We start from the raw sequence: 22882 nt of genomic DNA on the forward strand, positions 1-22882 counted from the left end.
AACCCCTTCATTCGCCCCGGAAAACATGGGGAAAGAGAAATAGCGCCGCGCCGGAAAAGACCGCGTCGAACGCCAGGACAAGCCCGAACCATTCCCCCAGGTCGGACATGGGGACGCCCTGCATGAGGCCGACGCCGATGCGGATCCCCCCCAGCAGCAGCGGGACCTGCAGCGGGAAGACGATGATGGTCAGGAGCGCGTCCTTGGCGCCCTGCCCGTGCCCCATGGCGCCGATGAGGCCGCCCAGGATGCACAGCCCGAGATCCACGCCCAGGGCCATGAGCGCGAGCCCGCCGAGGCTCCCGCCGGGGTCGAGACCCAGAAAGACCAGGGCCGCCGGAAAAAAGAAGACCTGGCACAGGGCGAGCAGGGCGAGCCCGGCCAACGTCTTGCCCAGCCACAGGCCCTGCACCGGCAGCGGGGACAGCAGCAGGGCCGTGGCCGTGTCGTTCTCCTCCTCGAAGCGGAAGAGAAGGGAAAAGATCAGGACCACGGCAAAGGAACTGCACAGCCAGAAGATGGCCATGGCCTGCTGCGGCGAAAAATGCTCGCCCGGCGCCGCGGAAAGGCTGAAGATGAAGACCAGCAGAAGCCCCAGCAGCACGGCCTGCACCGGTCCCTGCCCCCCGGCGAAGGCCAGGCGCAGGTCCTTGGCCGCGATGGCCAGCCAGGGCGCGGTCACGCCGCCTCCCTGGGGAATTCCCCTGCCGGACCGAAATAGGTCATGGCCCGGCCGGAAAGCCGCAGCACCGTGTCCGCCCGGCCCAGATCCCGCTCCAGGTCGTGGGAGATCCAGACGATGCCGGCCCCTCTGGCCCTGGCAGCTTCGAGCTCGGCGTGCAGCAGGGCCTGGGAGGCCGTGTCGAGGCCCGTGGACGGCTCGTCCAGAAACAGCAACTGTGGCTCGACGAGAAGCACCCGGGCCAGGGACAGACGCTGAGCCATGCCCCGCGAGAACGTGCCCGCGGCCTCCAGGGCGAAGCCTTTGAGCCCCACCCGTTCAAGAAGCCCGAGCAGGCCCGCGTCGTCCAGACCGCGCCCGTAGACGCGGTTCCAGAACTCCAGATTGCCCAGGGCCGAAAGTGCCGGATAGACGAAGGTCTGGTGCCCCATGAAGGCCATGGCCCGGTCCTCGACCCGGCGCTGCACGGTGCCGGATCGCGGCGGCAGCAGGCCGGCCATGATCTTCAGGAGTGTCGACTTGCCCGCGCCGTTGGGGCCGGCCACGAGCATGATGCTCGCCGGCTCCAGGACGCAGGACACGCCCTTGAAGATCAGCCGCGAGCCGAAGAAGTGGCTGACGGCGCGCAGGTCGAGAAGCGTCCCGGAAGCCATCATCGGCGCTCGATCTTTCTCCAGCACAGGAAGGCGATCAGGCAGGACAGGGTGCCGCCGATCCAGATCCAGTTCACCAGCGGGTTGAGGCTGACCTTGAGGCTGACCTCGCCGGCCTCGTTGAAGCCCAGCAGGGTCGAGTAGATCTCCTCGCCCAGGGAAGGGATTACCGAGACCTCGGCGAAGGTTGACTGCTGGAAACTGGCGTAGAGGCGCTTCTCCGGGGCCAGCTTGCCCACCTCGCGGCCGTCGCGCAGCACGGTCAGTTCGGCCGAGTGCATATCCATGGCCGGGTTGTCGTGATGGTGCCGCAGTTCGTCGAAACGCACTTCGTAGGCGCCGACGGTCATGGACTGGCCCTTGGTCAGCACCGCCTCCTCCTCAACCTTGTACGGCCCTGAGAAGGCCACACCCACGACCATCATCGCCACGCCCAGATGCACCCCGTAGGCGCCCCAGGACGGCATGAAGGACCGCAGGCCTTTGGTGCGCACGAAGACCAGGCCCACGGAGACCGCGATCATGATGCCCGACACGGCGGCAAGGAGCGCCAGGGGCTGCCTGTAGCCCAAGGCGAAGATGACGGCGCCCGACGCGGCTCCGGCCCCGAGCACCAGGCCGAGGGCGAGCTTGTCGCTGACGCCGCTCTTCTGGGAGAACCAGGGGCACACGGACATGATGAAGGCCAGGACGCTGAAGAGGGGCAGGCAGACCCGGTTGTAGAACCCGGCGTCGAGGCCGACGGGGTTCTCGCTCCAGATGCTGCTGATGACCGGCCAGAGCACGCCCAGGAAGACGATGCCGGCCAGGCAGAGAAAGAGCCAGGAAGCCAGGAAGAGCATGCCGGGCCGGCTGGTGAAGTCATCGATGGCCGTCGTGTCGTCCTTGCGCGGCACCAGGCAGACGTACAGGGTCAGCGCGGAACCCGCCACGAGGAAGACGAGCAGCGGGATGCCCATCTTGCTGCCACCGAAGGCGTGCAGGGATTCGATCATGCCGCTGCGCACGACGAAGGTCGCGAAGAAGCACAGCAGGAAGGTCAGGGCGACCATGAACACGTTGGTGCGCAGCAGGGTCTTGCGCGTGCGCCCGACGATGGCCGTGTGGACGAAGCCGGTGCCGGCCAGCCAGGGGATGAGGGAGGCGTTCTCGACCGGGTCCCAGGCCCAGTAGCCGCCCCAGCCCAGTTCCATGTAGGACCACCAAGCCCCGAGGATGATGCCCGCGGTCAGGAAGATCCAGGCCACGATGTTCCAGTTGCGGCACAGGTCCAGCCACTCGCGGCCGTTGCCCGAGAGGCGCGAGGCCAGGGCCAGGCAGCACGGGATGGTGTACCCGGCATAGCCGAGGAAAAGCAGGGGCGGATGGAAGATCATGCCCGGGTTCTGTAGCAGGGGGTTCAGGCCGTGCCCGTCGGCCGGGCCGGGGTCGAGCTTGGTGAACGGGTTGCTCGGCCCGGTCAGGGCAAAGAGGAAAAATATCTCGACGAGGAAGAAGAGAATCCAGAAATAGACCTTGGTCCGGTTGTCCAGGTGCGAGTAGCCCGGCGTGTAGATCATGCACCAGCCCATGAGGGCCACGCACAGGTACCAGAACAGGAAGGACCCGTTCTGCCCGGCCCAGAAGGCCGTCACGGCGTAGAACATGGGCAGCAGGTTGTCGGTGTAGTCGCGGACGTAGACGTAGGAAAAGTCCCTGACGACCAGGGCCTGGAGAAGAATGACGGAGACGCCGAGAACGACCATGGTCAGAAGGATCTGGCCCTTCTCGAACAGGGCCACGGTGCCGTAGTCGTCTTTGAGGGCCTTCATTCCGGCCACGGCGGTCAGACCGACGGCGGCCAGCATGCTCAGGAGAAGTGCGGTGAAGCTGATGGCGTGCATGAAACGGGGTATCCTCGCGGGGTTCTGGTTGCGGAAGAGAGAGGCGGGCCTAGCCCTGGTATCCGGGAGGGCGCATCTGCCCCTTCTCGTTCTTTTCGTATTTGGAGGGGCACTTGGTCAGCAGGGTCGTGGCTTCGAACTGCTTTGCGCCGGCCTTGAAGCGGCCTTCGAGGATGACTTCCACGCCGGCCTTGAAGGTGTCGGGGACGGTGCCGCGATAGGTGACGCGGATGGTCTTGGTCGGGTCGTCCTTGTCCTGGACGGTGAAGTCCACGCCCATGGACGCGGGGTCGCGGACGATGTCCTCGGCCGCCACGTTCCCGAAGAGCCGGGCCTGGGTCAGTTTCTCGGCCGGCATGGCCAGCGCCTCGGAAACATTGAGGAAGTAGACGGAATTCTGGGACAGCCCGCTGAAGATCAGGTACCCCACTCCGGTCGCGACCAGCAGGACGGCGGCCAGATAGACCCATTTCTGATTCTTGGAAGTGCTCATGCAATCTCCGGTTTCAATGTGCCCCGGCTCCTAGCATGAACCGGCGCGACCTGTCACGACGCGAAGCGCGCTCGTCGCACGCGCTATCCACAACCAGACCCGTTTCGTCAACATTTTCGTCCGCGGACCCCGGAAACCCGGTCCGGCCGGGGCCATTTCCTTTCTTGACCTGCATGGATGAACCGATCAAAAAAGCCCGACACGAGCTTTTTCAAGGATACGCATGACCCGCATCGAAACGATCCTCCTCGACCGCGACGGAACGCTGATCGAAGAGCGCCACTACCTGCGCGACCCGCAACTGGTCGCCCTCATCCCCGGCGCGGCCGCTCCCATGCGCCGTCTGGCGGAGCTGGGCTGCCGCTTTTTCCTGGCCAGCAACCAGAGTGGCATCGGCCGCGGGCTCCTGACGCCGGAAGACTATTTCGCCGTGCACGCCAGGCTGGAGGAGTTGCTGCGGGCCGAAGGCATCGCCCTCGGCGGCGCGGCGTTCTGCCCCCACGGCCCCGGAGAGGATTGCGGCTGCCGCAAGCCCCGCACCGGCATGTGGGACGACCTCGCGGCCCGCTTCGGCCTGCGGCCCGAAACCACGGTCATGGTCGGCGACAAGATCGCGGACATCGCCTTTGGCCAGACGGCGGGCTGCGCCGAGACGGCCTTGGTCCTGACCGGCCACGGCCTCTCGGAAGCGGCCAGGCTCGGGCTCGAGCCCGTGCCGGCTGGCGTGCGGCCCTGTCTTCCCGGACCGGGCCGGCCGGACTGGATCGCCCGGGACCTGGGCAGCTATCTCGACCTGCTTGTGCAAAACAAGGGGCTTGTGCATGCACATCGGCTTTGACGGCAAACGCTTCTTCCAGAACGTCACGGGCCTGGGCAACTACGCCCGCAGCACGGTCCTCGGCCTGGCCGAAAACTTCCCGCAGCACCGCTACACCCTCTACGCGCCGCGGCTGGGCGGGCCATTTTGCACAATGCCCCTGCCGAACGCCCTGCATGTGCAGGAAGCGTGCCCGGTAGGCCGCGCCTTCCCGGCCCTCTGGCGCAGCCTGGCCATCCCCGTCGCGGCCTCCCGCGACCGCGTCGACATCTACCACGGCCTGTCCCACGAGCTGCCGCTGACGAATTTTCCACCGCAGGTCCGCACCGTGGTCACCATGCATGACCTCCTGTTCCTGACGCACCCCCACCTCTACCCCTGGGCCGACCGCAAGCTCTACGCCTGGAAATACCAGCGCAGCTGTCTGCGGGCGGACCTCGTCGTGGCCATCAGCACCCGGACCGCAGATGACGTGCAAGAGTTCTTTGGCGTCAGCCCCGACCGCATCCGCGTGGCGTACCAGAGCTGCGACCCCGCCTTCTCGGCGACCATGGACGCATCAAGTCTGGACGGCCTGCGCTGCCGCCTCGACCTGCCCAGGGATTTCGTCCTCTTCGTCGGCTCCCTCATTGAGCGCAAGGGCGTTCACACCCTGATCGAGGCGGTTTCCCACCTCCCGCAGGGCGACCATCCGTACCTGGTCATCGCGGGCACGGGCCCCCTTGAAGCGGCCCTGCGCGAACAAGCCAGGTCCGCCGGGCTCGAAAGCCGAACCCGCTTCCTCGGCCGGGTGGCCGACGCGGACCTGCCCGGCCTCTACCGGCTGGCCCGCGTCTTCGCCTACCCATCCGTTGGCGAAGGCTTCGGCATCCCCATTCTCGAAGCCCTGGCCAGCGGCACGCCCGTCGTCACCTCCACCGGTTCCTGCTTCGCCGAGGCGGGTGGCGACGCGGCCCTCTACGCCGCGCCCACGGACGCCGGGGAACTGGCCGCGGCCCTGGCGCACACCCTGGGCGACGAAGAACTTCGCCGCGACATGATCGAACGCGGGCTGCGCCACGCGGAAAATTTCCGGATCGAGCGCACCTCGGCCCGGCTCATGGACATCTACGCGGAACTGGCCGCAAGGGGAAAGGCCCGATGACCGCGCGCCTGTCCAACCGGGAATGCGTGGCCGTGCGCCTGAGCGCCCTCGGAGACGCCATCCTGACCACTGGCGTCCTCGAATACTGGCGGCAGCAGGCCGGGCTGACCTTTCACGTGCTGACCAGGCCCGCCCTGGCCCCGGTCTTCGACCGCCACCCGGCCGTGCGCCGGGTGCTGACCGTGGGCGAGGAGGATCTGCGCGGCCTGCGCTGGGCGCGCTTCTGCCTCGGCCTGGCCCGCACCCACGGGCACATGCCGCTCATCGACCTGCACTCGAACCTGCGTACCCTGGTCCTGCGCACCCTGTGGCCCGGCCCCACCCGGACCTACGCCAAGCGCTCCCTGACGCGGCGGCTTTTCCTGGCCACGCGCCACCCGTCCCTGGCCGCGCGCCTCGGGCGCGAGAACGTGCCCCAACGCTACAGCCTGGCCCTGGAGACGGCGGCCCCGGACGCCGCGCTCCTTCGCCCGCGCATCTTCCTGGACCAGGACGAGACCGCCCGCGCCGGGGAAACCCTGGCGCGCCTGGGGCTTTCGAACCCCGTGGCCGTACACCCCTATGCAACCCACCCGGCCAAGAGCCCGTCACCCGACGTCTGGCGCGCGGTGATCCAGGAACTGGAAAGCCGGGGCAGGGAGGTCCTGGTCATCGGCCGCAACCCGGCCCCGCTCCTGCCCGGCTCTCCGCACGACCTGACGAACGCCACAGACCTGCGGGCCACGGCCGCCCTCATCGCCGGATGCCGCTGCCTGGTCACGGGCGACTCAGGCCCCATGCACCTGGCCACCGGCGTAGGAACGCCCGTCGTCGCCCTCTTCGGCCCCACCACCCGGGAATGGGGCTTCTACCCCTCGGGCCCCCGCGACATCGCCCACCAGATCGCCTGCCCCAAGGCACCCTGCTCCCTGCACGGGCAGGATGCGTGCGACCTCGGCAACGCCTGCATGAAAAGCGTGGAGCCTTCGCTTCTCATTGAACTCCTTGATTCTTTGGATTCCCTCAACTAATTTCCCGTTCTTCTTGACGCCGCACCGGGATTTTATTAGTAATAATTATTAAATTTTGACCGAGGTGCCCCATGAAGGAACTTTTGGGTAAAGACATGCGCCTGACCAACCAGCGCAAAATCATCATGGAACAGCTTCAGTCCGTGACATCCCACCCCACGGCCGATGAAATCTACGGCATGGTCCGCGAAAAGATGCCGCGCATCAGTCTCGGCACCGTCTACCGCAACCTCGAAGTGCTGAGCACGCTGGGTCTGGTGCGCAAGCTCGAGAACGCGGCCGGCCAGAAACGCTTCGACGGGGACATGTCCCCCCACCACCATATCCGCTGCCAGGTCTGCGGCAAGGTCGGCGACATTTTCGACGCTCCGGACATTTCCGGAATCGAGGACGGGCTGACCACGGATTTCGAAATCACCGGCGTCAGCCTGGAATTCTCCGGGATCTGCCCCGAGTGCCGCGCCTCCCGCGACCCCGAGCAATAGCCTCATTTTCGCGGCCAAAGCCGCTCAAACGCAAGAATGACTGGAACAGTATGCCGTTCTCTGCTACAGGTCCGGTGTAATCCATCTTTTCGAATTCCACGGAGGTACAAAATGGCTGAAAGACTTGAAGTTTACAAATGCGAGCTGTGCGGGAATATCATTGAAGTCATGCATGGCGGCGGCGGGACCCTGGTTTGCTGCGGCGAGGACATGAAGCTCATGGTCGAAGGCACCGTTGATGCGGCCCGCGAGAAGCACGTCCCGGTCATCGAGAAGACCGCGACCGGCTACAAGGTCAAGGTCGGGGCGGTGGCCCACCCCATGATCGACACCCACTGGATCGAGTGGATCGAGCTCATCGCCGACGGCAAGGTCTACCGCGAGTACCTGAATCCCGGACAGGCCCCCGAGGCCGAGTTCTGCGTGCAGGCCTCCAAGGTCACGGCCAGGGAATACTGCAATCTTCACGGACACTGGAAAACCGAAAACTAGGAGAAACCCGACATGGACAAATACGTTTGCACTCTCTGCGGCTACGTCTACGACCCCGCCATCGGCGACCCTGACAGCGGCGTAGCGCCCGGAACCAAGTTCGAGGACATCCCCGACGACTGGACCTGCCCGGTCTGCGGGGCTGGCAAGTCCGATTTCGTCAAGGAAAGCTGATCGACGCTTCCTCTCAGCCCAGGCCTTCCTGGGCTGAACTTGTTTGCAGCGCAACCATTCCCCCCGCCCGCGGCGGGTTAACATATCCATAAGGAACACCAACCATGCCTGTCACCGAGATCAAGAAAGACGTCTACTGGGTCGGCGTCGTCGACTGGAACATCCACGACTTCCACGGCTATTCCCGGTCGCCGCAGGGCACGACCTACAACGCCTACCTGGTCGTGGACGAGAAGATCACCCTGTTCGACTCAGTTCCGGCCAAGTTCCAGATGGACCTGTACCATCAGATTCGCTCCATCATCCCCTTGGAGAAGATCGACTACATCGTCTGCAACCACATCGAGCCCGACCACTCCGGGGCCATGCCTTTCCTCATGGAGAAGATCCAGCCCGAGAAGGTCTTCTGCTCCAAGCTGGGCCACCGCATGCTGCTCGACCATTTCCACCAGCCCGACTGGCCGTACCATCCGGTCCAGACCGGCGACTCCATCAGCCTGGGCAAGCGCACGGTGCAGTTCATGGAAGCGCGGATGCTGCACTGGCCCGACTCCATGTTCTCCTACATCCCCGAAGACAAGCTGCTCATCTCCAACGACGCCTTCGGCCAGAACATCGCCTCCAGCGAGCGCTTTGACGACGAGGTCGACCTGGCCATGCTCATGAGGGAGAGCTCCCACTATTACCACAACATCATCCTGCCATACTCCCAGCGGGTCACGGCGGTGCTCGACGACGTGGCCAAGATGGGCCTTGAGATCGACATGATCGCCCCGGACCACGGCATCATCTGGCGCTCCAACGTGCCGCTCGTCCTGCAGGCCTACCGCGAGTACGCCGAGCAGCGGCCCAACACGAAGGCCGTCATCGTCTACGACACCATGTGGCACTCCACGGAGAAAATGGCCAAGGCCATCGCCGAAGGGATCATGGAGGAGGGCGTGTCCGTCAAGATCATGGCCCTCAAGCAGTACCACCACAGCGACGTCATGGGTGAACTGGCCGACGCCACGGGCATCGTCTGCGGCTCGCCGACCCACAACAACGGCATCATGCCGCTGATGGCGGACTTTCTGACCTACATGAAGGGCCTGCGCCCCGTGGGCCGCGTTGGAGCCGCCTTCGCCTCCTTCGGCTGGAGCGGCGAGTCCCTCAACATCCTGACGGATTGGCTCAAGTCGGCCAAGGTCGAGGTCGTGGAGCCGGGCGTGAAGGGCAAGAACGTGCCCGACCACGCCAAGCTGGCCGAGTGCAAGGAACTCGGGCGTCAGGTGGCCAGGGCCATCAAGGCCAAGGTCGCCGAGGCCGAAGCCTAGGAGATGGATATGGCACGGGGCAGGGAACTCAAACGGCGCATCCATGACCTCCTGGCCGGCGACGGCTGGGAGGACGGGCTGTCCGGACTGGCCGAACTGGGCCAGCAGGCCGTGGCGCCGCTGTTCTCGGCCCTGTGCAGCTCCTCGCCCCTGCTGCGCTGGCGGGCCGTGACCGCCTTCGGGACGGTCGTCGCCGCGCTGGCCGCACGCACGCCGGAAAAGGCGCGCGTGGTCATGCGGCGCTTCATCTGGAGCCTCAACGACGAGTCCGGCGGCATCGGCTGGGGCGCGCCTGAAGCCATGGCCGAGATCACGACCCAGAGCCCCCTCGTGGCCGCCGAGTACCACAACCACGTCCTGGCCTACATCCACGAAGACCACTGCCGGCCCGACTGCTACCTGGAACACGCCCCACTGCGCCGCGGGGCGGTGTGGGGAGTGGGCCGGCTGGCCCAGGTCCGGCCGGACCTGGCCGGTTCGGCCGAACCGGATCTGCTCTGCGCCCTGGGCGACTGCGACGCGGGCATCCGCGGCCTGGCGGCGTGGGCCTGCGGCCTCCTGGGCCTCACCTCGGCCCTGCCGCGACTGGAGGCCATGACCGCAGACGCCTCCGCTCTCGAAATCTATCGCGACCGGGCCCTGGCGGAGACCTCCGTCGGGGCGCTGGCCACCGAAGCCATCACGCGGATCACGGGTTCCTCACCCGCACACAACTAAAGGAGACTCACTATGGATGTGCTCATGTTATCCAGGCTTCAGTTCGCCATGGCCACCATGTTCCACTTCATCTTCGTGCCCCTGACCCTCGGTCTCTCCATTCTGGTGGCCATCATGGAGACCAAGTACGTCCGCACCGGCGACGAGACGTACAAGCGCATGACCAAGTTCTGGGGCAAGCTCTTTGTCATCAACTTCGTCCTGGGCGTGGTCACGGGCATCACCCTGGAGTTCCAGTTCGGCACCAACTGGTCGCGCTACTCCGAATACGTGGGCGACATCTTCGGGTCGCTTTTGGCCATCGAGGCCACAGTGGCATTCTTCCTCGAATCCACGTTCCTGGGGGCCTGGATCTTCGGCTGGAACGTGCTCTCGCCCAAGATGCACGCCCTGTGCATCTGGCTGGTGGCCGGCGCGTCCAACCTCTCGGCCCTGTGGATCCTCATCGCCAACGGCTTCATGCAGAACCCCCTGGGTTACGTCATCCGCAACGGCCGGGCCGAACTGGCCGACTTCTTCGCCGTGGTCGGCAACCCCTTTGCCTGGCAGCAGTACGTGCACGTCCTGAGCGGCGCCTTCGCCTTGGCCGGCTTCTTCGTCATGGGCGTCTCCTCGTACCATCTGCTCAAAAAACAGAACGTCGACTTCTTCACCCGCTCCTTCAAGCTGGGCATGGTCTTCGGCCTGGTCTTCTCCGTTCTCGTCGCGGTCCAGGGCCATCACCACGCCCAGGAAGTGACCAAGATCCAGCCCGCCAAGCTGGCGGCCATGGAATCCCTGTGGGAAACCCATGAGGACGGAGCGCCCATGTACCTGCTGGTCGTGCCCGACGAAAAGAACGAGAAGAACGCCGTCGAACTTTTCGGCATCCCCGGCGGCCTGTCCTTCCTGGCCCACAACGACTTCAAGGCCCCGGTCCAGGGCCTCAAGGACTGGCCGGCCGACGAACGCCCGCCCGTCATGCTGACCTTCCTTTCCTTCCGGGCCATGGTGGGCCTTGGCACCCTCATGCCGCTCCTGTGCATCTGGGCCTTCCTGCGCCGCAACAAGCTGACCGAGACGCCCAAGCTCCTGAAGGCCATGCTCTTCGCCATCCCCGTGCCCTACCTGGCCATCGAGGCGGGCTGGGTCGTGGCCGAGGTGGGCCGGCAGCCGTGGATCGTCAACGGCCTGATGAAAACTGCCGACGCGGTCTCGCCCATCGTCACATCCCAGGTGGCCTTCTCCCTGGTGGCTCTGACCCTGCTCTACGCCCTGCTGGGGGCCGTGGACATCTACCTCTTGTTCAAATTCGCCAAGAAAGGCCCGGCCGAGGCGTAACCGTTCGGATCACAAGGAGGATTGACTCATGCTCGAAACCATCTGGTTCCTACTCTGGGGTGTGCTCTGGGCCATCTACTTCATTCTTGACGGCTACGACCTGGGCATCGGGACCCTGCTCCCGTTCCTCGGCAAGTCCGACACGGACCGCCGCATCATGCTCAACTCCATGGGCCCCTTCTGGGACGGCAACGAGGTCTGGCTGATCACCGCCGGCGGCGTGACCTTCGCCGCCTTCCCCAAGGCCTACGCGGTCATGTTCAGCGGGCTCTACACCCCGCTCATGCTCCTGCTCTTCGCCCTCATCATCCGCGGCGTGTCGCTGGAGTTCCGCCATCAGGTCGACAGCCCCGCCTGGCGCAGGGTCTGGGACTGGGGCGCGACGATCGGCAGTTTCCTGCCCGCCCTGCTTCTGGGCGTGGCCTTCGCCAACATCTTCATGGGCCTGCCCCTCGATGAAAACGGCGTGTTCCAGGGCAACCTCTTCACCCTGCTGAACCCCTACGGCCTGGCCGGCGGCGTGCTTTTCGTGCTGCTCTTCGCCATGCACGGGGCCCTGTGGCTGACCATCAAAAGCGAGGGGGACCTGCAGCGACGTGCCGCAAGCCTGGCCCGCAAGCTGTGGCCCGTGCTCGTGGTCCTCATCGGGGCCTTCGTGGTCCTGACGGTGATCTACACCAACCTGCTGTCCAACTACCTGGCCAACCCGCTGCTCCTGGTGCTGCTGGTCGCGCCTGTCCTGGCCCTGCTCCTGCTGCGCCAGCAGATCGGCAAGGAGGACTGGTGGTTCGCCTGGGGCCTGTCCGCGGCCATGATCACCGGCCTGACCCTCTTCGGCGTGGTCGGGCTGTACCCGGCCCTGCTGCCTTCGAGCATCAACCCGGACTACTCCATCACCATCGCCAACGCCGCCTCCAGCACCCTGACCCTGTCCATCATGCTGGGCGTGGCCCTGGTCTTCGTACCCATCGTTGCCGCCTACCAATTCTGGCTGTACCGCACCTTCTCCCACAAGGTGACCGAGAAGGAACTGGGCCACGACGGCGCGTACTAGCTCCCGCCCCTGTTTGAAACGCACATGAAAAAAGGGTGGCCTCGCGAGAGGTCACCCTTTTTTTCTGCACAACCCAGGCACTGTCCTGCGCATTTCTGAAGAACGGATCCTGACGGACAGAGCTCCGCCCGCAGTACCGCATCCTCGCATCACCCAAATGTCATTGCGAGGAGTCTTCGACGAAGCAATCCATCTTCATTGCGCATGCCCACACGGAAGCCGCAAAAATGGATTGCCGCGCTTCGCTCGCAATGATGGGATAGACCCGCCCCCCATATGCCCATGGCATAACGGCATCGAATGTGCCATAAGTGAGTATCTCCAAACACTTAATCTGGGAGGCGGGTCATGAAACAAGTATGCCGTATTGGGCTTGATATCGCAAAGCATAAATTCCAGGTGCACGGCGTGGACAAGCACGGAAAAGACGTTTTCAACAAGCAGCTGAACAGAAAGGATGTTCTGGCGTTTTTTGCCAACCTTCCCGTTTGCACGGTGGGCTTGGAAGCCTGCGGAGGTGCGCATTACTGGGGGCGGGAGATACAGAAACTGGGACACACTGTAGGTTTGATTTCGCCTCGCCACGTGAAGCCGTTCGTTATCAACAATAAAACTGACGCTGCGGATGCCCGGGCCATCTGTGAAGTCGCAGGACGACCGTCAACACGTTTTGTGTCGGTCAAAACTGAAGAGCAGCAAGACATGTCTGCCTGGCATTGTGTCCGTGAGCGGTTGCTCAAAAGCCGAACCGCCCTTGCGAACCAGATACGCGGTCTTCTGTCCGAAAAAGGAATCATTTTGCCTCAAGGCATCACCCATGTACGCAAGCGCTTACCGGAAATTGTGGAAGATCCTCAGAACGGATTAAGCATCAAGGCTCGTGATTTATTCTCCGACCTCTACACAGAACTCCATGAGGCTGACGAACGTCTTGCCGAATTGGATCACAAGATGGAGGCAATCACAAAAGCCAACGAGCATTGCACTCGACTGATGAAGGTACCTGGTATTGGCCCAGTGACAGCCTCCGCGCTTGTTGCCCATGTGGGCGATGCCAAACAGTTCAAAAACGGCAGAGAGCTTGCTGCATACTTGGGGTTGACGCCCAGAGAGCATTCTTCCGGCGGAAAACAGAAACTTCTTGGCATCACCAAACGAGGCAACACATACATCCGCAAACTGTTGATACAGGGGGCTCGGAATGTTTGCCGGGCTTGGTCCGGCATTGTGGAAACAGCCAATGATAAACGCAAGGCGTGGCTTCAAGGAGTGGTTGCTCGACGAGGGCAATTTGTGGCCTCAGTGGCTCAGGCGAACAAAACCGCTCGAATTGCCTGGGCGGTATTGGCACGAGGCGAGGAATATCAGGCAGCAAAGGCAACGAACTGAGATATGCCGGGGCTGTCACGGCCCTTGCTATGCGACATTTTTTTGGATGTCCCACGCAAGGGCCGCGCCAGCCAACTGTGGATAAACGCGGAAAAACTCATCCTGTGGAGTGCCGCAAAACATGATGCACAAACGGTCGAACCGGCTTTGGGAAACTCCGGAAGCGTCATCGGCAGAAACATGCCGTCGCAATGTTTGGATTCCAAAGCGCGGATTTCATCAGGGCACGGTCTCAGTGACCAGATGCCGGATACATGACTGCATTCCTCTCGTTTGTTGCAAAATGTTTTGACACTGAGGGCGGGTCTATACATGACGAACAATACGAAGTCATTGCGAGCGAAGCGCGGCAATCCATCCCACCTTCTTCCGCATACCGGTGACGCGGAAGGCTCTCCATGCGGGAAGAGCGGGTCCTGCCAGCTAACCTAAAACACCCTGGCCGCGATCCAGCTCCCCGAGACGAAGACGCCGATGGTCGCGCCCAGGTTGGCGAAGATGACCACCAGCAGGATGCGACTGACCGGGTTCGCCCAGAAGCCCTTGACCGTCATGACGCTCGTCGGCAGCTCTTCGAGGTCCGAGACCGTGGGCTTCTTGACCCAGGCCTGGACCAGGCCGGCCACCCAGCCCGCCGCGATCAGGGGGTGCAGAGTGGTCACGGGCGCGGCCAGGAAACTCGACAGGATGGTCAGCGGATGGCCCAGGGCCGCCAAGGACCCGAGGGCCGCGCCGAGGCCGGTCACCAGCACCCAGATGGAGAGGGCGTCCACGGAGGTGTCAGCGCCGCCGCGGAAAAACCCGATGACCAGCAATGCGACGAAAAAACCGGGCAGCCCCCATTTCCAGAAGGCGCCCCACCGCGACGGCGGCGGCAGCTCCTCCAGCGGAGCCAGGTCGACGTCATGTCCGAAGTGGAGCTGCATGCCCGGCACGTGCCCGGCGCCGACCACGGCCACGATGTTCTCGCCCGGGGCCTTGCGGATCTTCTGGGCCAGATAGATGTCGCGCTCGTCGATGAGGCGCTCCTTGATCTGGGGGAAGTTCTCGGCAAAGGCGCCCATGATGGCGGCCAGCTGGTCCTTCTTCTTCATGTCCTCGATGAGGTCCTTGTCCACGTCGTCGTCGACGAAGATGCTGGTCAGCATCTGGGTCAGGAGCTGGCACTTCTTCCAGAAACCCAGATACCCCCAGACCCGCTTCAGGGTGACCTGCACGTCGCGGTCGGCCAGGACCAGGGTCGCCCCGGTTTCCTCGGCCAGTCGAACTCCCTCCATCATCTCGGCGCCGGGCTGCACGCCCAACTTGTCGCCGATCTTGCGGTAGAAGGCCTGCAGCACGAGCTGGATCATCAGGAAGACGGCCTTGCCATCCTTGATGACCTTGTAGATGTCCATGCGCTTCCAGTCGTCGCGCCGGGTCATGGCCTGGTGGCGGGCCGGGCAGAGTTCGACGCAGATGGAATCGGGCCGGACGATCTCCACCGTCCGCCGTACGTCCTCGACACTTTCCTGGGATACGTGGGCCGTGCCGACGAGGAAGAAGCGCTTTCCCCCCTCCTCGACCACGGTCACGCTCTCGGGCAGATTTTCAAATTCCACGCAATACCTCACGGGCCTGGCCCCGGAAAACGTTCCGGACAGGGCCCTGTTGTGTGATCAGGATGGGTTCCGTTATCCGGCCGCCCGGGGGAAAGCAAGCCCGCCGGGGTGCCGTCGCCGGCATGCAACATTTTTCCTTGTCAAATTGCGCACCCTGAAGCATGCCGTCACATGCAGCACCCGGAGAAGACATGAGCGATTTCGACCGCCGCATGGAGCGCGCCCCCTACTCGACCATCTGGAACCTGGCCTGGCCCCAGGTCGTCATGATGTTTTTCCACTTCCTGATCGGCTTCGTCGACGTCTGGGTGGCCGGCCGCATCGGCCGCGAGACCCAGGCCTGCATGGGCGTCATGAGCCAGGCAATGTTCTTCTTCATGGTCGTGGCCATCGCCCTGGCCAACGGCAGCGTAGCCGCCATCAGCCAGAGTTCCGGTGCCGGGCTGCCGCGGCGCATCAAGCGCTTCGTGGGCTTGGGGGTGGGCCTGGGGGTGGTCACAGGCCTGGCCATCCTCATTTTCGGGCTATGGTTCGACGAACGCTTCCTAAACCTGCTGCAGATACCGCCGGAGCTCATGCCCATCGCCAGCTATCTGCTGGAGGTCAGCCTCTACCTCATGCCGGCCTACTACGTCTTCACCATCACCAACGCCTTCTTCCGGGCCCAGAAGATCGTGACCCTGCCCCTGTATTCCATGATCCTGGTCACGGGCGTGAACACGCTGGGCGACCTGGGTCTGGGCCTGGGCCTGTGGGGCCTGCCCGAACTCGGGTACAAGGGCATCGCCTGGGCCACCTTCGGCTCCGTCGTCTGCGGCACGATCTACAACGTCGTCATGCTGAACCGCTGCGGCCTGCTCTGCGCCCAGTGCTTCGCACCCTGGCGCTGGACGCGCCTGGCCCTGCCCTACCTCATCAAGGTCGCCTGGCCTGCCGGGCTCATGCAGCTGGTCTGGCACTCGGCCTACATGGTCCTCTACGCGATCACCGCGAGCCTCCCCGAGGGCAGTGTCGTGGCCATGGCCGGCATGAGCGCCGGCATCCGCGTCGAGGCCGTGCTCTTCCTCCCGGCCATGGCCTTCAACTTCACGGCCTCCATCCTCGTCGGTCACTACCTGGGCCAGGACCGCCGGGCCGAGGCCAAGCGCGTGGGCTACCGCATCATGGCCGTGGGAGTGGCGGTCATCAGCGTCTTCACGGCGCTGCTGTGGACGGTCATCGGGCCGGTCACGGCCTTCATCGCCCCGGACCCCGAGGTGCAGGCCGAGGCCATGAACTACCTGGCCTGGAATATGACCGCCCAGCCGCCCATGCTGGCCGCCATGATTCTGGGCGGGGCCTTCACCGGCGCCGGCGCGACCATGTACCAGGCGATCATCTTCGGCACTTCGGCGTGGCTGGTGCGCCTGCCCCTGGCCTACGTGCTGGGGCACGTCGTGCTGCGCTCGTCCGACGGCGTGTGGATGGCCATGTTCGCCTCGGTGCTGGTGCAGTGCGGCACCATGTTCTATTTCTACCAGTGCAAGGACTGGTTCCGCTTCACCCTGCGCAAAAACAGGAGACCCGCGTGAGAGAATTGCCCGGACACTACCTCGGCTCCGTAGCCAACTACGCAGCCGACACGCCTTGGGACCTGGAGTATTCCCTGACCCTCGACGCCCACGGCCACTACCAATTCTATTCGCGCAATTCTGAAGGCCTGGTCCGCCTGCGCCATGCAGGCACCTCGGGCCGCGCCTTTGCCCAGTTCGCCGTACAGAACGGCTTCGACATCGACGACCTCCAGCGGGACCTGCGCTACATCGACAGCGGTTTCGCCGCAGACTTCTCGGCCTTCATGAACCAGCGCAACACCAGGGCCTGACCCATGACCGAAGCCATCGAAAGGACGTCCCCGACCGTCCCCGCAGCCAGAAACGAAGCCCCGCGCCGCGACCAGGACCGCCCATCCCCGACCCCGCCCGAACCCACGCGTCCCTCCCACGACCCGCACAAGGGTTCCCTCGTGGATGTCTTCGCCTGACCCGCCCACGGCCAAGAAAGAATTGACGCTCCAGACAGCCCTGTATATTTGAAAAAACTCCCTGCCCGGGTGGTGGAATTGGTAGACGCCAGGGATTTAAAATCCCTTGATCTTCGGATCGTGCGGGTTCAAGTCCCGCCCTGGGCACCATTAAAAACAGAGGCTTGCAGATAAATTCTACAAGCCTCTTTTTTTCTCACGGCTTAACAATCAATCCTCTCCTCTTCATTTGGACACAAGAAGAGGTGCTCCCCAATCATTGGACAGGGGATCGCCGTTATTAACTCGACTTTCGGGGTTGTTAGTAAAGTCGCTGAAAAAGAAATCTATCGAGAATAATTGAATATTTTGATTGAGGGGATCCTCCTTCTGTAGTAGTTCTTTTGTTACCACACAACAGAACACAAAAAAAGGAATCCCCGCATGCAAACTACAAATAATGCCATCGATTTGCAACTCATTAAAAACGAGTGTGAGAGCAGAATCGATTCGTTTTTCAGTCAGTTCGGAATTGCGACCATTGCGCGAAATTCAAGTATCAAGAAAGCAAGAGGATATTCTGCTTTGACTATTCTTCTGAACATTTTTGTTCTTCCGTTCATTGGAAAGAATATCTATCGAAGCATCGTCATCAATCCTAAAAGCGATGTCGGAAAAGATGCCATCTATGAGTTTATGCGCTCAAGCAATTTCGGTTGGAGAAGATTCTTGCTCAAACTGGCCTTTGGCGTTCATGAATTTATAGACGGGTTGACCAGCAAAGATCGCGAATCCGTGCTTATTCTTGATGATTCCACCATTGAGCGTCCCAGATCGAAGAAGGTTGAACTGTTGGCCAAAGTTCATGACCATACGACTGGGCGATTCCTCAAGGGTTTCAAATTGCTCACCTTGGCATGGTCCGATGGATCAACCCTTTTACCTCTGGACTTTGCGCTGCGCTCTTCTGCGAACAAAAAGCAACGATACCAAGAAGTTTCCAAAGACCTTGATAAAAGATCATGCGGTGCGCGGCGGCGTCAGGAGGCTGTGACCAAATCGACAGAACTGGTTGAGCCCATGATTGTGCGTGCGCTGAAGGCCGGCATCAAGGCCAAGTACCTCCTCATGGACAGTTGGTTCGCCATGCCCACCCTGATCTCCGATGTGTGCAAGCACATCCCCGTCATCTGCATGGTCAAACGCACGCCCAAGATCCACTACATCTTCGAAGGACAGAAGATGGACGTGACGCAGATTTACAGCCAGATCCGCAAACGCAGAGGCAGAGCCAAGATCCTGGCCAACGCCCAAATTGAGTTCAAGGATGGCCTCAAGGCCAAACTCGTCTTCGTGCGAAACAAGCACAAGAAAGACTGGCTGGCCGTGCTTACCACTGACCTCACCATTGCCGATGAAGACGTTGTCCGCATTTACGGCAAGCGTTGGGACATCGAAGTATTCTTCCGCACGGCCAAGCAGCATCTGGAACTGGAGAAAGGCTGCCAAAGCCGGGACTTCGATGCCCTCATCGCCCACACGACCATCGTGATGACCAGATACATTTTTCTGAGCATCGAGAAGCGCAGGACGGAAGATCCAAGAACCCTCGGTCTGCTGTTCCATCGTTGTTGCGAAGAGGCAGAGGACTGCAATCTCGTCAAGGCACTGTGCCAAATCCTAGGCATCACCCTGGAAAACCTAAAGAAACTTGGCGAAGCTCAGAGCCAGACAGAACGCATACTGCTTGAGGCTTTCCAACAAGGAATGCGTAGTTTGGGGCACAATTTCGATTATATTTTCAATGAACAAAGGTTGTTAGCTGCTAATTGCTAACCCCGAAAGTCGAGTTATTAAGCTTGAGAACTTTCGTCAGGCCGGCTAGCGCTGGCGCATGCACAGCACCCCGCCGCTGTAGAGGATGAGGGAACCGCCCAGCCCCATGCTGGGCGCCGTGCCGGCGAAACAGCCGAGCAGGCCGATGGTTGCGACGATGAGCGGGAACGGTTTGTAAATGAAATCCGGCAACCAGACGCGCATGAAGACCTCGCTGATCTCGTTCCGTCTGAATCGGACACGCCGCATCCACTCTCCTTCACCATGGCACGGCCGATCCAGGCATTTATCCCGACAGACACAACAAAAGCATCACGCAATCATTTACATGAATAGCGCTCATTTCATCAAGCACAAATGTACTATTAGTGAATATTTTGAGATATGATTTTCATGCAGAAATGATTCGCAACGCGATATCATGTCTGAAGATTGGTCATACAAAAGGAGATTAACGTGCGTGCTCTTTCAGGCTCTCCATAATATCTTGTTAAATTTTATTATCAAAAACTAAACATGTCATACATCACGCTGAAATCAAAAGAATCATACCAGCGCATCATTCCGGCATGTCATACAAAAATTGTTGTTGGAATAATGACATGAAAAATCATGATGATACCATCAGGGCAGCATCATGATTATCAACCGACATCGAAAAGCTCCCCACCATCGGCGTCCAATACTGCCCCCTCCGGGGGCACCTGACCCGGTCAATGTCTGCGATCCAAGCCGGGCAGCCTCACGATGTCTGCTCGTGCGCCCTGCTGACGCAAGACACTCCGCCATATGATACGACGTCGGAGTCGGCGTGCATGTATTACACACAATGCAAGAAAGACTTCTCGACAAAATCCTTGTGCGCGGGTTTACACTCGTGTACATATCGCAAATTCATTTTCCCATCGATCATCATGCAGCGTTCAGTACAAATGCATTACTGTCATACATTATCGAGATAAAAAATAATCATTATTATTAATAGAATCTCAGCAACGCTCCGACGGAAACAGATCATCTTCCAGCAACATCAGGCAGTGGACAACCGGTAAACGCATGAACATGAAAATCAGGACCAAGCTCATCCTCGTTGTATTCTTTCTGTGGGTCTTTGGATCCGCACTTCTTGTATTCCTGTCATACAACACCGCCAGGGAACAGCAGATAGAAAGCATCCGGACCAGAGTCCGGGACTATGCCGCCTTGGGCGCCATGAGCGTCGCGGCCGAAGACCACGCCCGGCTTCAGGTTCCCGAGGATGCGTATTCCGATCCAAGCTGAACATGGATTCCGGAGCAAACTGAACACCGATTCCGCGGCAAACTGAACACGGAATCCATGGGAAACTGAACACCGATTCCGGAACAAACTGAACACCGGGTCGTGTTCGATCCCACGGGAAAAATTTCCTCAGCGGGTGCGGCGCTGGATAACTCGGGCATACTCCTTTTCAGGAGGTGCCCATGGCCAATTCGAGGTTATCCATGCGCAAGATCAAAGACGTCTTACGACTTCACTTTCAATCAGGGCTGACCGTGCGACAGATCGGTCAGAGCCTCAGCATTTCACACAACACCGCAATCGAGTATCTGCGTCGATCTCGGGCGGCCAATATAGGTTGGCCTTTGCCGCCCGGCTTGTCCGACTCGGATATTGAGAGCCTGCTCTTTCCGCCCCTGCCGCCGAGCACTGTGAAGCGGCCGGAGCCGAACTGGGCCGACGTCCACATAGAGCGCAAACGACGCTCTGTGACCCTGCTTCTGCTCTGGGAGGAGTACAAGGCAGAGCAACCCGACGGCTTGCAATACAGTTGCTTCTGCGACCGCTACCGCGCCTTCGTCAGCAAACTCAAGCCATCCATGCGCCAAATCCATCTGGCCGGGGAAAAGGCTTTCATTGACTACGCCGGCCAGACCCTTCCCATCCAGGACCCGTTCAGCGGCAAGGTTCGCGAGGCCCAGATCTTTGTGACCGTGCTTGGTGCCAGCAACTACACCTTTGCCGAGGCCACGTGGACGCAGGGCCTGCCGGACTGGATCGGCTCCCATGTCCGCGCCTTCACCTTTTTCGGCGGCGCCCCGCATCTGCTTGTCCCCGACAATCTGCGGTCGGGCGTCAACAAAGCCTGCCGCTACGAGCCCGACATCAATCCGACCTACGACGACATGGCTGCACACTACGGCTCGGCCGTCATCCCGGCCAGGGTGCGCAAGCCCAAGGACAAGGCCAAGGTTGAGGTCGGCGTGCAGATTGTGGAGCGTTGGATTCTGGCCAGACTGCGCAACCGGATCTTTCTGTCCCTGCACGAAGCCAACCTTGCCATCGCCGCCCTGGTAGCCGACCTCAACTCCCGACCGTTCAAAAAGCTGCCGGGCAGCCGAAGGGAGGCTTTCGAAACCCTCGACAAGCCAGCACTCCTCCCGCTGCCGTGCGCCCCTTACGTCTTTGCCGAGTGGAAGCAGGCCACGGTCAACATCGACTACCATGTCGAAGTGGACGGGCATTATTACTCCGTGCCGTGCAGCCTCATCAAAAAACGTGTCGACGTTCGGATCACGGCCACCAGCGTGGAATGCTTCCACAAGGGCCAGCGCGTGTCCGTGCATCCTAGGTCCATGCAGAAAGGACGGCATACGACCGTGATGGAACACATGCCCAAGAGCCACCAAGAATACGCGGGCTGGACCCCGGAGCGCATCATGGAATGGGCACGGAAGCTCGGCCCCAATGTCTTTGCGCTGGCCGAGGCCATCATAGACTCGCGCAAACATCCTGTGCAGGGCTACAGATCCTGCCTGGGCGTCATTGGGCTGGCCAAGGAGCACGGTCCCGAACGCCTGGACGCGGCCTGCGAACGGGCGCTGCATCTGGGCGCCCTTTCTCAGAAAAGCCTCAAGTCCATCCTCAAGACCGGACTGGACCGTCTGCCGTTGCCGATCCGCAACGCTGATCAGACCTCCATACACCACGACAACGTGCGCGGCCCGGAATACTATCGCAAGGAGGCCTCATGCTGAGTCACCCAACCACGCAGACTCTCAATGCCCTCGGCCTTGGCGGCATGGCCAGGGCTCTGGAGGAACAGCGGGCCATGCAGGGCATCGAAGAACTGTCCTTTGAAGAGCGCTTGGCGCTTCTCATCGACCGCGAAAAGATGCACCGCATGAACCGCCGTCTTACGACCAGACTGAAGAGGGCAAAGCTCAGGCACGCGGCCTGCTTCGAGGACATCGACCTCCACACTCCAAGGGGTCTCGACAAACCCTTGGTTATGGGCCTGGGCTCCTGCTCCTGGATCGGCAAGGGACACAACGTGCTCATCACTGGACCGACCGGCGTAGGGAAGAGCTTTCTGGCCTGCGCCCTGGCTCACAAGGCCTGTCTGGAAGGCTTCGACGCCCTGTACATGCGCTTGCCTCGGCTCATGGAGGATCTGCTGATCGCCAAAGCCGACGGCCGGTACGGAAAGCTCATGCGGTCCTTTGCCAAAACCCCTCTGCTCGTGCTCGACGACTGGGGGCTGGCTCCGATGACCCCAGCCGCATGCAGGGAACTGCTTGAACTGCTCGAAGACCGTCACGGAAGGCATTCGACCATCGTCACCAGCCAACTGCCCGTCGCGGCCTGGCACGACTACCTCGCTGACGCGACAATGGCCGACGCCATTCTCGACCGTCTCGTCCACAACGCCTACCAGCTCAACCTCAAAGGAGAATCCATGCGGAAGATGAAATCCATCATTGACCCCAACTGACCAGTTCCCATAGCGTTCCAAAACCAGCGTCGCTTCGCTTCGATTTCCTGGTCAGTTTCA

General features: G+C 61.6%; 24 protein-coding genes and 1 tRNA gene. 19 read left to right on the forward strand and 6 right to left on the reverse strand.

Annotation, left to right across the window (positions count from 1 at the left end):
• Nucleotides 1–7: 7 nt before the first annotated feature.
• The 4 genes from ACYQ3G_RS16655 to ACYQ3G_RS16670 are packed head-to-tail and all read right to left on the reverse strand — an operon-like array spanning nucleotide 8 to nucleotide 3711.
• Nucleotides 8–682 carry a heme exporter protein CcmB gene (locus ACYQ3G_RS16655; RefSeq protein WP_459827701.1) on the reverse strand — a complete coding sequence of 225 codons (675 nt, stop codon included), beginning with the start codon at nucleotides 680–682 and terminating at the stop codon, nucleotides 8–10.
• Nucleotides 679–1338, reverse strand: coding sequence for an ABC transporter ATP-binding protein (locus ACYQ3G_RS16660; RefSeq protein ID WP_459827704.1), 660 nt, complete (start codon nucleotides 1336–1338; stop codon nucleotides 679–681). The genes ACYQ3G_RS16655 and ACYQ3G_RS16660 overlap by 4 nt, the downstream gene beginning before the upstream one ends.
• Nucleotides 1335–3218, reverse strand: a complete 1884-nt coding sequence (locus tag ACYQ3G_RS16665) for a heme lyase CcmF/NrfE family subunit (RefSeq protein ID WP_459827707.1) — start codon at nucleotides 3216–3218, stop codon at nucleotides 1335–1337. Before ACYQ3G_RS16665 ends, ACYQ3G_RS16660 begins: the two co-directional genes overlap by 4 nt.
• Nucleotides 3219–3267: 49 nt before the next feature.
• Nucleotides 3268–3711 carry a cytochrome c maturation protein CcmE gene (locus tag ACYQ3G_RS16670; RefSeq protein ID WP_028576474.1) on the reverse strand — a complete coding sequence of 148 codons (444 nt, stop codon included), beginning with the start codon at nucleotides 3709–3711 and terminating at the stop codon, nucleotides 3268–3270.
• A 223-nt stretch (nucleotides 3712–3934) separates the two neighbouring features.
• Here ACYQ3G_RS16670 and ACYQ3G_RS16675 point away from each other — a divergent pair, with 223 nt between their 5' ends.
• The 11 genes from ACYQ3G_RS16675 (at nucleotide 3935) to ACYQ3G_RS16725 (ending at nucleotide 13629) form a co-directional block, all read left to right on the forward strand.
• Nucleotides 3935–4549: a D-glycero-alpha-D-manno-heptose-1,7-bisphosphate 7-phosphatase gene (locus tag ACYQ3G_RS16675; RefSeq protein WP_459827711.1), complete on the forward strand. Its 615-nt coding sequence runs from the start codon at nucleotides 3935–3937 to the stop codon at nucleotides 4547–4549.
• Nucleotides 4533–5672: a glycosyltransferase family 4 protein gene (locus tag ACYQ3G_RS16680; protein ID WP_459827714.1), complete on the forward strand. Its 1140-nt coding sequence runs from the start codon at nucleotides 4533–4535 to the stop codon at nucleotides 5670–5672. The genes ACYQ3G_RS16675 and ACYQ3G_RS16680 overlap by 17 nt, the downstream gene beginning before the upstream one ends.
• The gene (locus ACYQ3G_RS16685; RefSeq protein ID WP_459827717.1) at nucleotides 5669–6682 is read left to right on the forward strand and encodes a glycosyltransferase family 9 protein; all 1014 of its coding nucleotides are present in this window, start codon (nucleotides 5669–5671) and stop codon (nucleotides 6680–6682) included. Before ACYQ3G_RS16680 ends, ACYQ3G_RS16685 begins: the two co-directional genes overlap by 4 nt.
• A gap of 71 nt (nucleotides 6683–6753) precedes the next feature.
• Nucleotides 6754–7167 (forward strand): Fur family transcriptional regulator, encoded by a 414-nt coding sequence (locus tag ACYQ3G_RS16690; protein ID WP_028576477.1) that lies wholly within the window; start codon nucleotides 6754–6756, stop codon nucleotides 7165–7167.
• A gap of 111 nt (nucleotides 7168–7278) precedes the next feature.
• On the forward strand, nucleotides 7279–7659 hold the full coding sequence (locus tag ACYQ3G_RS16695; protein ID WP_459827721.1) for a desulfoferrodoxin: 381 nt from the start codon (nucleotides 7279–7281) through the stop codon (nucleotides 7657–7659).
• A gap of 12 nt (nucleotides 7660–7671) precedes the next feature.
• Nucleotides 7672–7833, forward strand: a complete 162-nt coding sequence (gene rd / locus ACYQ3G_RS16700) for a rubredoxin (protein WP_084435282.1) — start codon at nucleotides 7672–7674, stop codon at nucleotides 7831–7833.
• A 104-nt stretch (nucleotides 7834–7937) separates the two neighbouring features.
• Nucleotides 7938–9149, forward strand: coding sequence for an FprA family A-type flavoprotein (locus ACYQ3G_RS16705; RefSeq protein WP_459827726.1), 1212 nt, complete (start codon nucleotides 7938–7940; stop codon nucleotides 9147–9149).
• Nucleotides 9150–9158: 9 nt separating this feature from the next.
• Entirely contained in the window at nucleotides 9159–9866 is a 708-nt protein-coding gene (locus ACYQ3G_RS16710) for a DVU0298 family protein (protein WP_028576480.1), read from the forward strand.
• Nucleotides 9867–9878: 12 nt separating this feature from the next.
• Nucleotides 9879–11186: a cytochrome ubiquinol oxidase subunit I gene (locus tag ACYQ3G_RS16715; protein ID WP_459827729.1), complete on the forward strand. Its 1308-nt coding sequence runs from the start codon at nucleotides 9879–9881 to the stop codon at nucleotides 11184–11186.
• Nucleotides 11187–11214: 28 nt separating this feature from the next.
• Nucleotides 11215–12240: a cytochrome d ubiquinol oxidase subunit II gene (cydB, locus tag ACYQ3G_RS16720; protein WP_459827732.1), complete on the forward strand. Its 1026-nt coding sequence runs from the start codon at nucleotides 11215–11217 to the stop codon at nucleotides 12238–12240.
• Between the two features lie 348 nt (nucleotides 12241–12588).
• Nucleotides 12589–13629, forward strand: a complete 1041-nt coding sequence (locus ACYQ3G_RS16725; protein ID WP_459822339.1) for an IS110 family RNA-guided transposase — start codon at nucleotides 12589–12591, stop codon at nucleotides 13627–13629.
• 428 nt (nucleotides 13630–14057) lie between these two features.
• On the opposite strand, the gene ACYQ3G_RS16730 is transcribed toward ACYQ3G_RS16725, so the two are convergent.
• Nucleotides 14058–15230 carry a TraB/GumN family protein gene (locus ACYQ3G_RS16730; RefSeq protein ID WP_459827735.1) on the reverse strand — a complete coding sequence of 391 codons (1173 nt, stop codon included), beginning with the start codon at nucleotides 15228–15230 and terminating at the stop codon, nucleotides 14058–14060.
• Between the two features lie 191 nt (nucleotides 15231–15421).
• Here ACYQ3G_RS16730 and ACYQ3G_RS16735 point away from each other — a divergent pair, with 191 nt between their 5' ends.
• The 5 genes from ACYQ3G_RS16735 to ACYQ3G_RS16755 all read left to right on the forward strand — a co-directional run bounded on the left by ACYQ3G_RS16735 (nucleotide 15422) and on the right by ACYQ3G_RS16755 (nucleotide 19068).
• Nucleotides 15422–16801: an MATE family efflux transporter gene (locus ACYQ3G_RS16735; RefSeq protein WP_459827738.1), complete on the forward strand. Its 1380-nt coding sequence runs from the start codon at nucleotides 15422–15424 to the stop codon at nucleotides 16799–16801.
• Nucleotides 16798–17094 carry a hypothetical protein gene (locus tag ACYQ3G_RS16740; protein WP_459827741.1) on the forward strand — a complete coding sequence of 99 codons (297 nt, stop codon included), beginning with the start codon at nucleotides 16798–16800 and terminating at the stop codon, nucleotides 17092–17094. Before ACYQ3G_RS16735 ends, ACYQ3G_RS16740 begins: the two co-directional genes overlap by 4 nt.
• A gap of 3 nt (nucleotides 17095–17097) precedes the next feature.
• The gene (locus ACYQ3G_RS16745; protein ID WP_459827744.1) at nucleotides 17098–17253 is read left to right on the forward strand and encodes a hypothetical protein; all 156 of its coding nucleotides are present in this window, start codon (nucleotides 17098–17100) and stop codon (nucleotides 17251–17253) included.
• 63 nt (nucleotides 17254–17316) lie between these two features.
• Nucleotides 17317–17403: transfer RNA gene (locus ACYQ3G_RS16750), tRNA-Leu, on the forward strand.
• 273 nt (nucleotides 17404–17676) lie between these two features.
• Complete coding sequence (locus ACYQ3G_RS16755) at nucleotides 17677–19068, forward strand: IS4 family transposase (protein WP_459827746.1); 1392 nt, start codon at nucleotides 17677–17679, stop codon at nucleotides 19066–19068.
• Between the two features lie 45 nt (nucleotides 19069–19113).
• Here ACYQ3G_RS16755 and ACYQ3G_RS16760 read toward each other — a convergent pair whose 3' ends face one another.
• Nucleotides 19114–19317, reverse strand: a complete 204-nt coding sequence (locus tag ACYQ3G_RS16760; protein WP_459827749.1) for a hypothetical protein — start codon at nucleotides 19315–19317, stop codon at nucleotides 19114–19116.
• Between the two features lie 807 nt (nucleotides 19318–20124).
• Here ACYQ3G_RS16760 and ACYQ3G_RS16765 point away from each other — a divergent pair.
• The 3 genes from ACYQ3G_RS16765 (at nucleotide 20125) to istB (ending at nucleotide 22822) form a co-directional block, all read left to right on the forward strand.
• Nucleotides 20125–20349 (forward strand): hypothetical protein, encoded by a 225-nt coding sequence (locus ACYQ3G_RS16765; RefSeq protein ID WP_459827752.1) that lies wholly within the window; start codon nucleotides 20125–20127, stop codon nucleotides 20347–20349.
• A gap of 203 nt (nucleotides 20350–20552) precedes the next feature.
• A complete protein-coding gene (istA, locus tag ACYQ3G_RS16770) occupies nucleotides 20553–22085 on the forward strand; it encodes an IS21 family transposase (protein WP_459822249.1) in 1533 nt (510 codons plus the stop codon).
• A complete protein-coding gene (istB, locus tag ACYQ3G_RS16775; protein WP_459822251.1) occupies nucleotides 22079–22822 on the forward strand; it encodes an IS21-like element helper ATPase IstB in 744 nt (247 codons plus the stop codon). The genes istA and istB overlap by 7 nt, the downstream gene beginning before the upstream one ends.
• Nucleotides 22823–22882 lie beyond the last annotated feature (60 nt).

It is taken from the genome of Desulfomicrobium salsuginis, assembly GCF_054657795.1.

Excerpts from the sequence above, each read along its gene's own strand:
- rd (WP_084435282.1), top strand. The coding sequence starts at position 7,672 with ATGGACAAATACGTTTGCACTCTCTGCGGCTACGTCTACGACCCCGCC.
- istA (WP_459822249.1), top strand. The coding sequence starts at position 20,553 with ATGCGCAAGATCAAAGACGTCTTACGACTTCACTTTCAATCAGGGCTG.
- ACYQ3G_RS16745 (WP_459827744.1), top strand. The coding sequence starts at position 17,098 with ATGACCGAAGCCATCGAAAGGACGTCCCCGACCGTCCCCGCAGCCAGA.
- ACYQ3G_RS16725 (WP_459822339.1), top strand. The coding sequence starts at position 12,589 with ATGAAACAAGTATGCCGTATTGGGCTTGATATCGCAAAGCATAAATTC.
- ACYQ3G_RS16670 (WP_028576474.1), bottom strand. The coding sequence starts at position 3,711 with ATGAGCACTTCCAAGAATCAGAAATGGGTCTATCTGGCCGCCGTCCTG.
- ACYQ3G_RS16695 (WP_459827721.1), top strand. The coding sequence starts at position 7,279 with ATGGCTGAAAGACTTGAAGTTTACAAATGCGAGCTGTGCGGGAATATC.
- ACYQ3G_RS16765 (WP_459827752.1), top strand. The coding sequence starts at position 20,125 with ATGAACATGAAAATCAGGACCAAGCTCATCCTCGTTGTATTCTTTCTG.
- ACYQ3G_RS16705 (WP_459827726.1), top strand. The coding sequence starts at position 7,938 with ATGCCTGTCACCGAGATCAAGAAAGACGTCTACTGGGTCGGCGTCGTC.
- ACYQ3G_RS16685 (WP_459827717.1), top strand. The coding sequence starts at position 5,669 with ATGACCGCGCGCCTGTCCAACCGGGAATGCGTGGCCGTGCGCCTGAGC.
- ACYQ3G_RS16660 (WP_459827704.1), bottom strand. The coding sequence starts at position 1,338 with ATGATGGCTTCCGGGACGCTTCTCGACCTGCGCGCCGTCAGCCACTTC.
- ACYQ3G_RS16675 (WP_459827711.1), top strand. The coding sequence starts at position 3,935 with ATGACCCGCATCGAAACGATCCTCCTCGACCGCGACGGAACGCTGATC.
- ACYQ3G_RS16755 (WP_459827746.1), top strand. The coding sequence starts at position 17,677 with ATGCAAACTACAAATAATGCCATCGATTTGCAACTCATTAAAAACGAG.
- ACYQ3G_RS16665 (WP_459827707.1), bottom strand. The coding sequence starts at position 3,218 with ATGCACGCCATCAGCTTCACCGCACTTCTCCTGAGCATGCTGGCCGCC.
- istB (WP_459822251.1), top strand. The coding sequence starts at position 22,079 with ATGCTGAGTCACCCAACCACGCAGACTCTCAATGCCCTCGGCCTTGGC.
- ACYQ3G_RS16690 (WP_028576477.1), top strand. The coding sequence starts at position 6,754 with ATGAAGGAACTTTTGGGTAAAGACATGCGCCTGACCAACCAGCGCAAA.
- cydB (WP_459827732.1), top strand. The coding sequence starts at position 11,215 with ATGCTCGAAACCATCTGGTTCCTACTCTGGGGTGTGCTCTGGGCCATC.
- ACYQ3G_RS16710 (WP_028576480.1), top strand. The coding sequence starts at position 9,159 with ATGGCACGGGGCAGGGAACTCAAACGGCGCATCCATGACCTCCTGGCC.
- ACYQ3G_RS16680 (WP_459827714.1), top strand. The coding sequence starts at position 4,533 with ATGCACATCGGCTTTGACGGCAAACGCTTCTTCCAGAACGTCACGGGC.
- ACYQ3G_RS16715 (WP_459827729.1), top strand. The coding sequence starts at position 9,879 with ATGGATGTGCTCATGTTATCCAGGCTTCAGTTCGCCATGGCCACCATG.
- ACYQ3G_RS16735 (WP_459827738.1), top strand. The coding sequence starts at position 15,422 with ATGAGCGATTTCGACCGCCGCATGGAGCGCGCCCCCTACTCGACCATC.
- ACYQ3G_RS16760 (WP_459827749.1), bottom strand. The coding sequence starts at position 19,317 with ATGCGGCGTGTCCGATTCAGACGGAACGAGATCAGCGAGGTCTTCATG.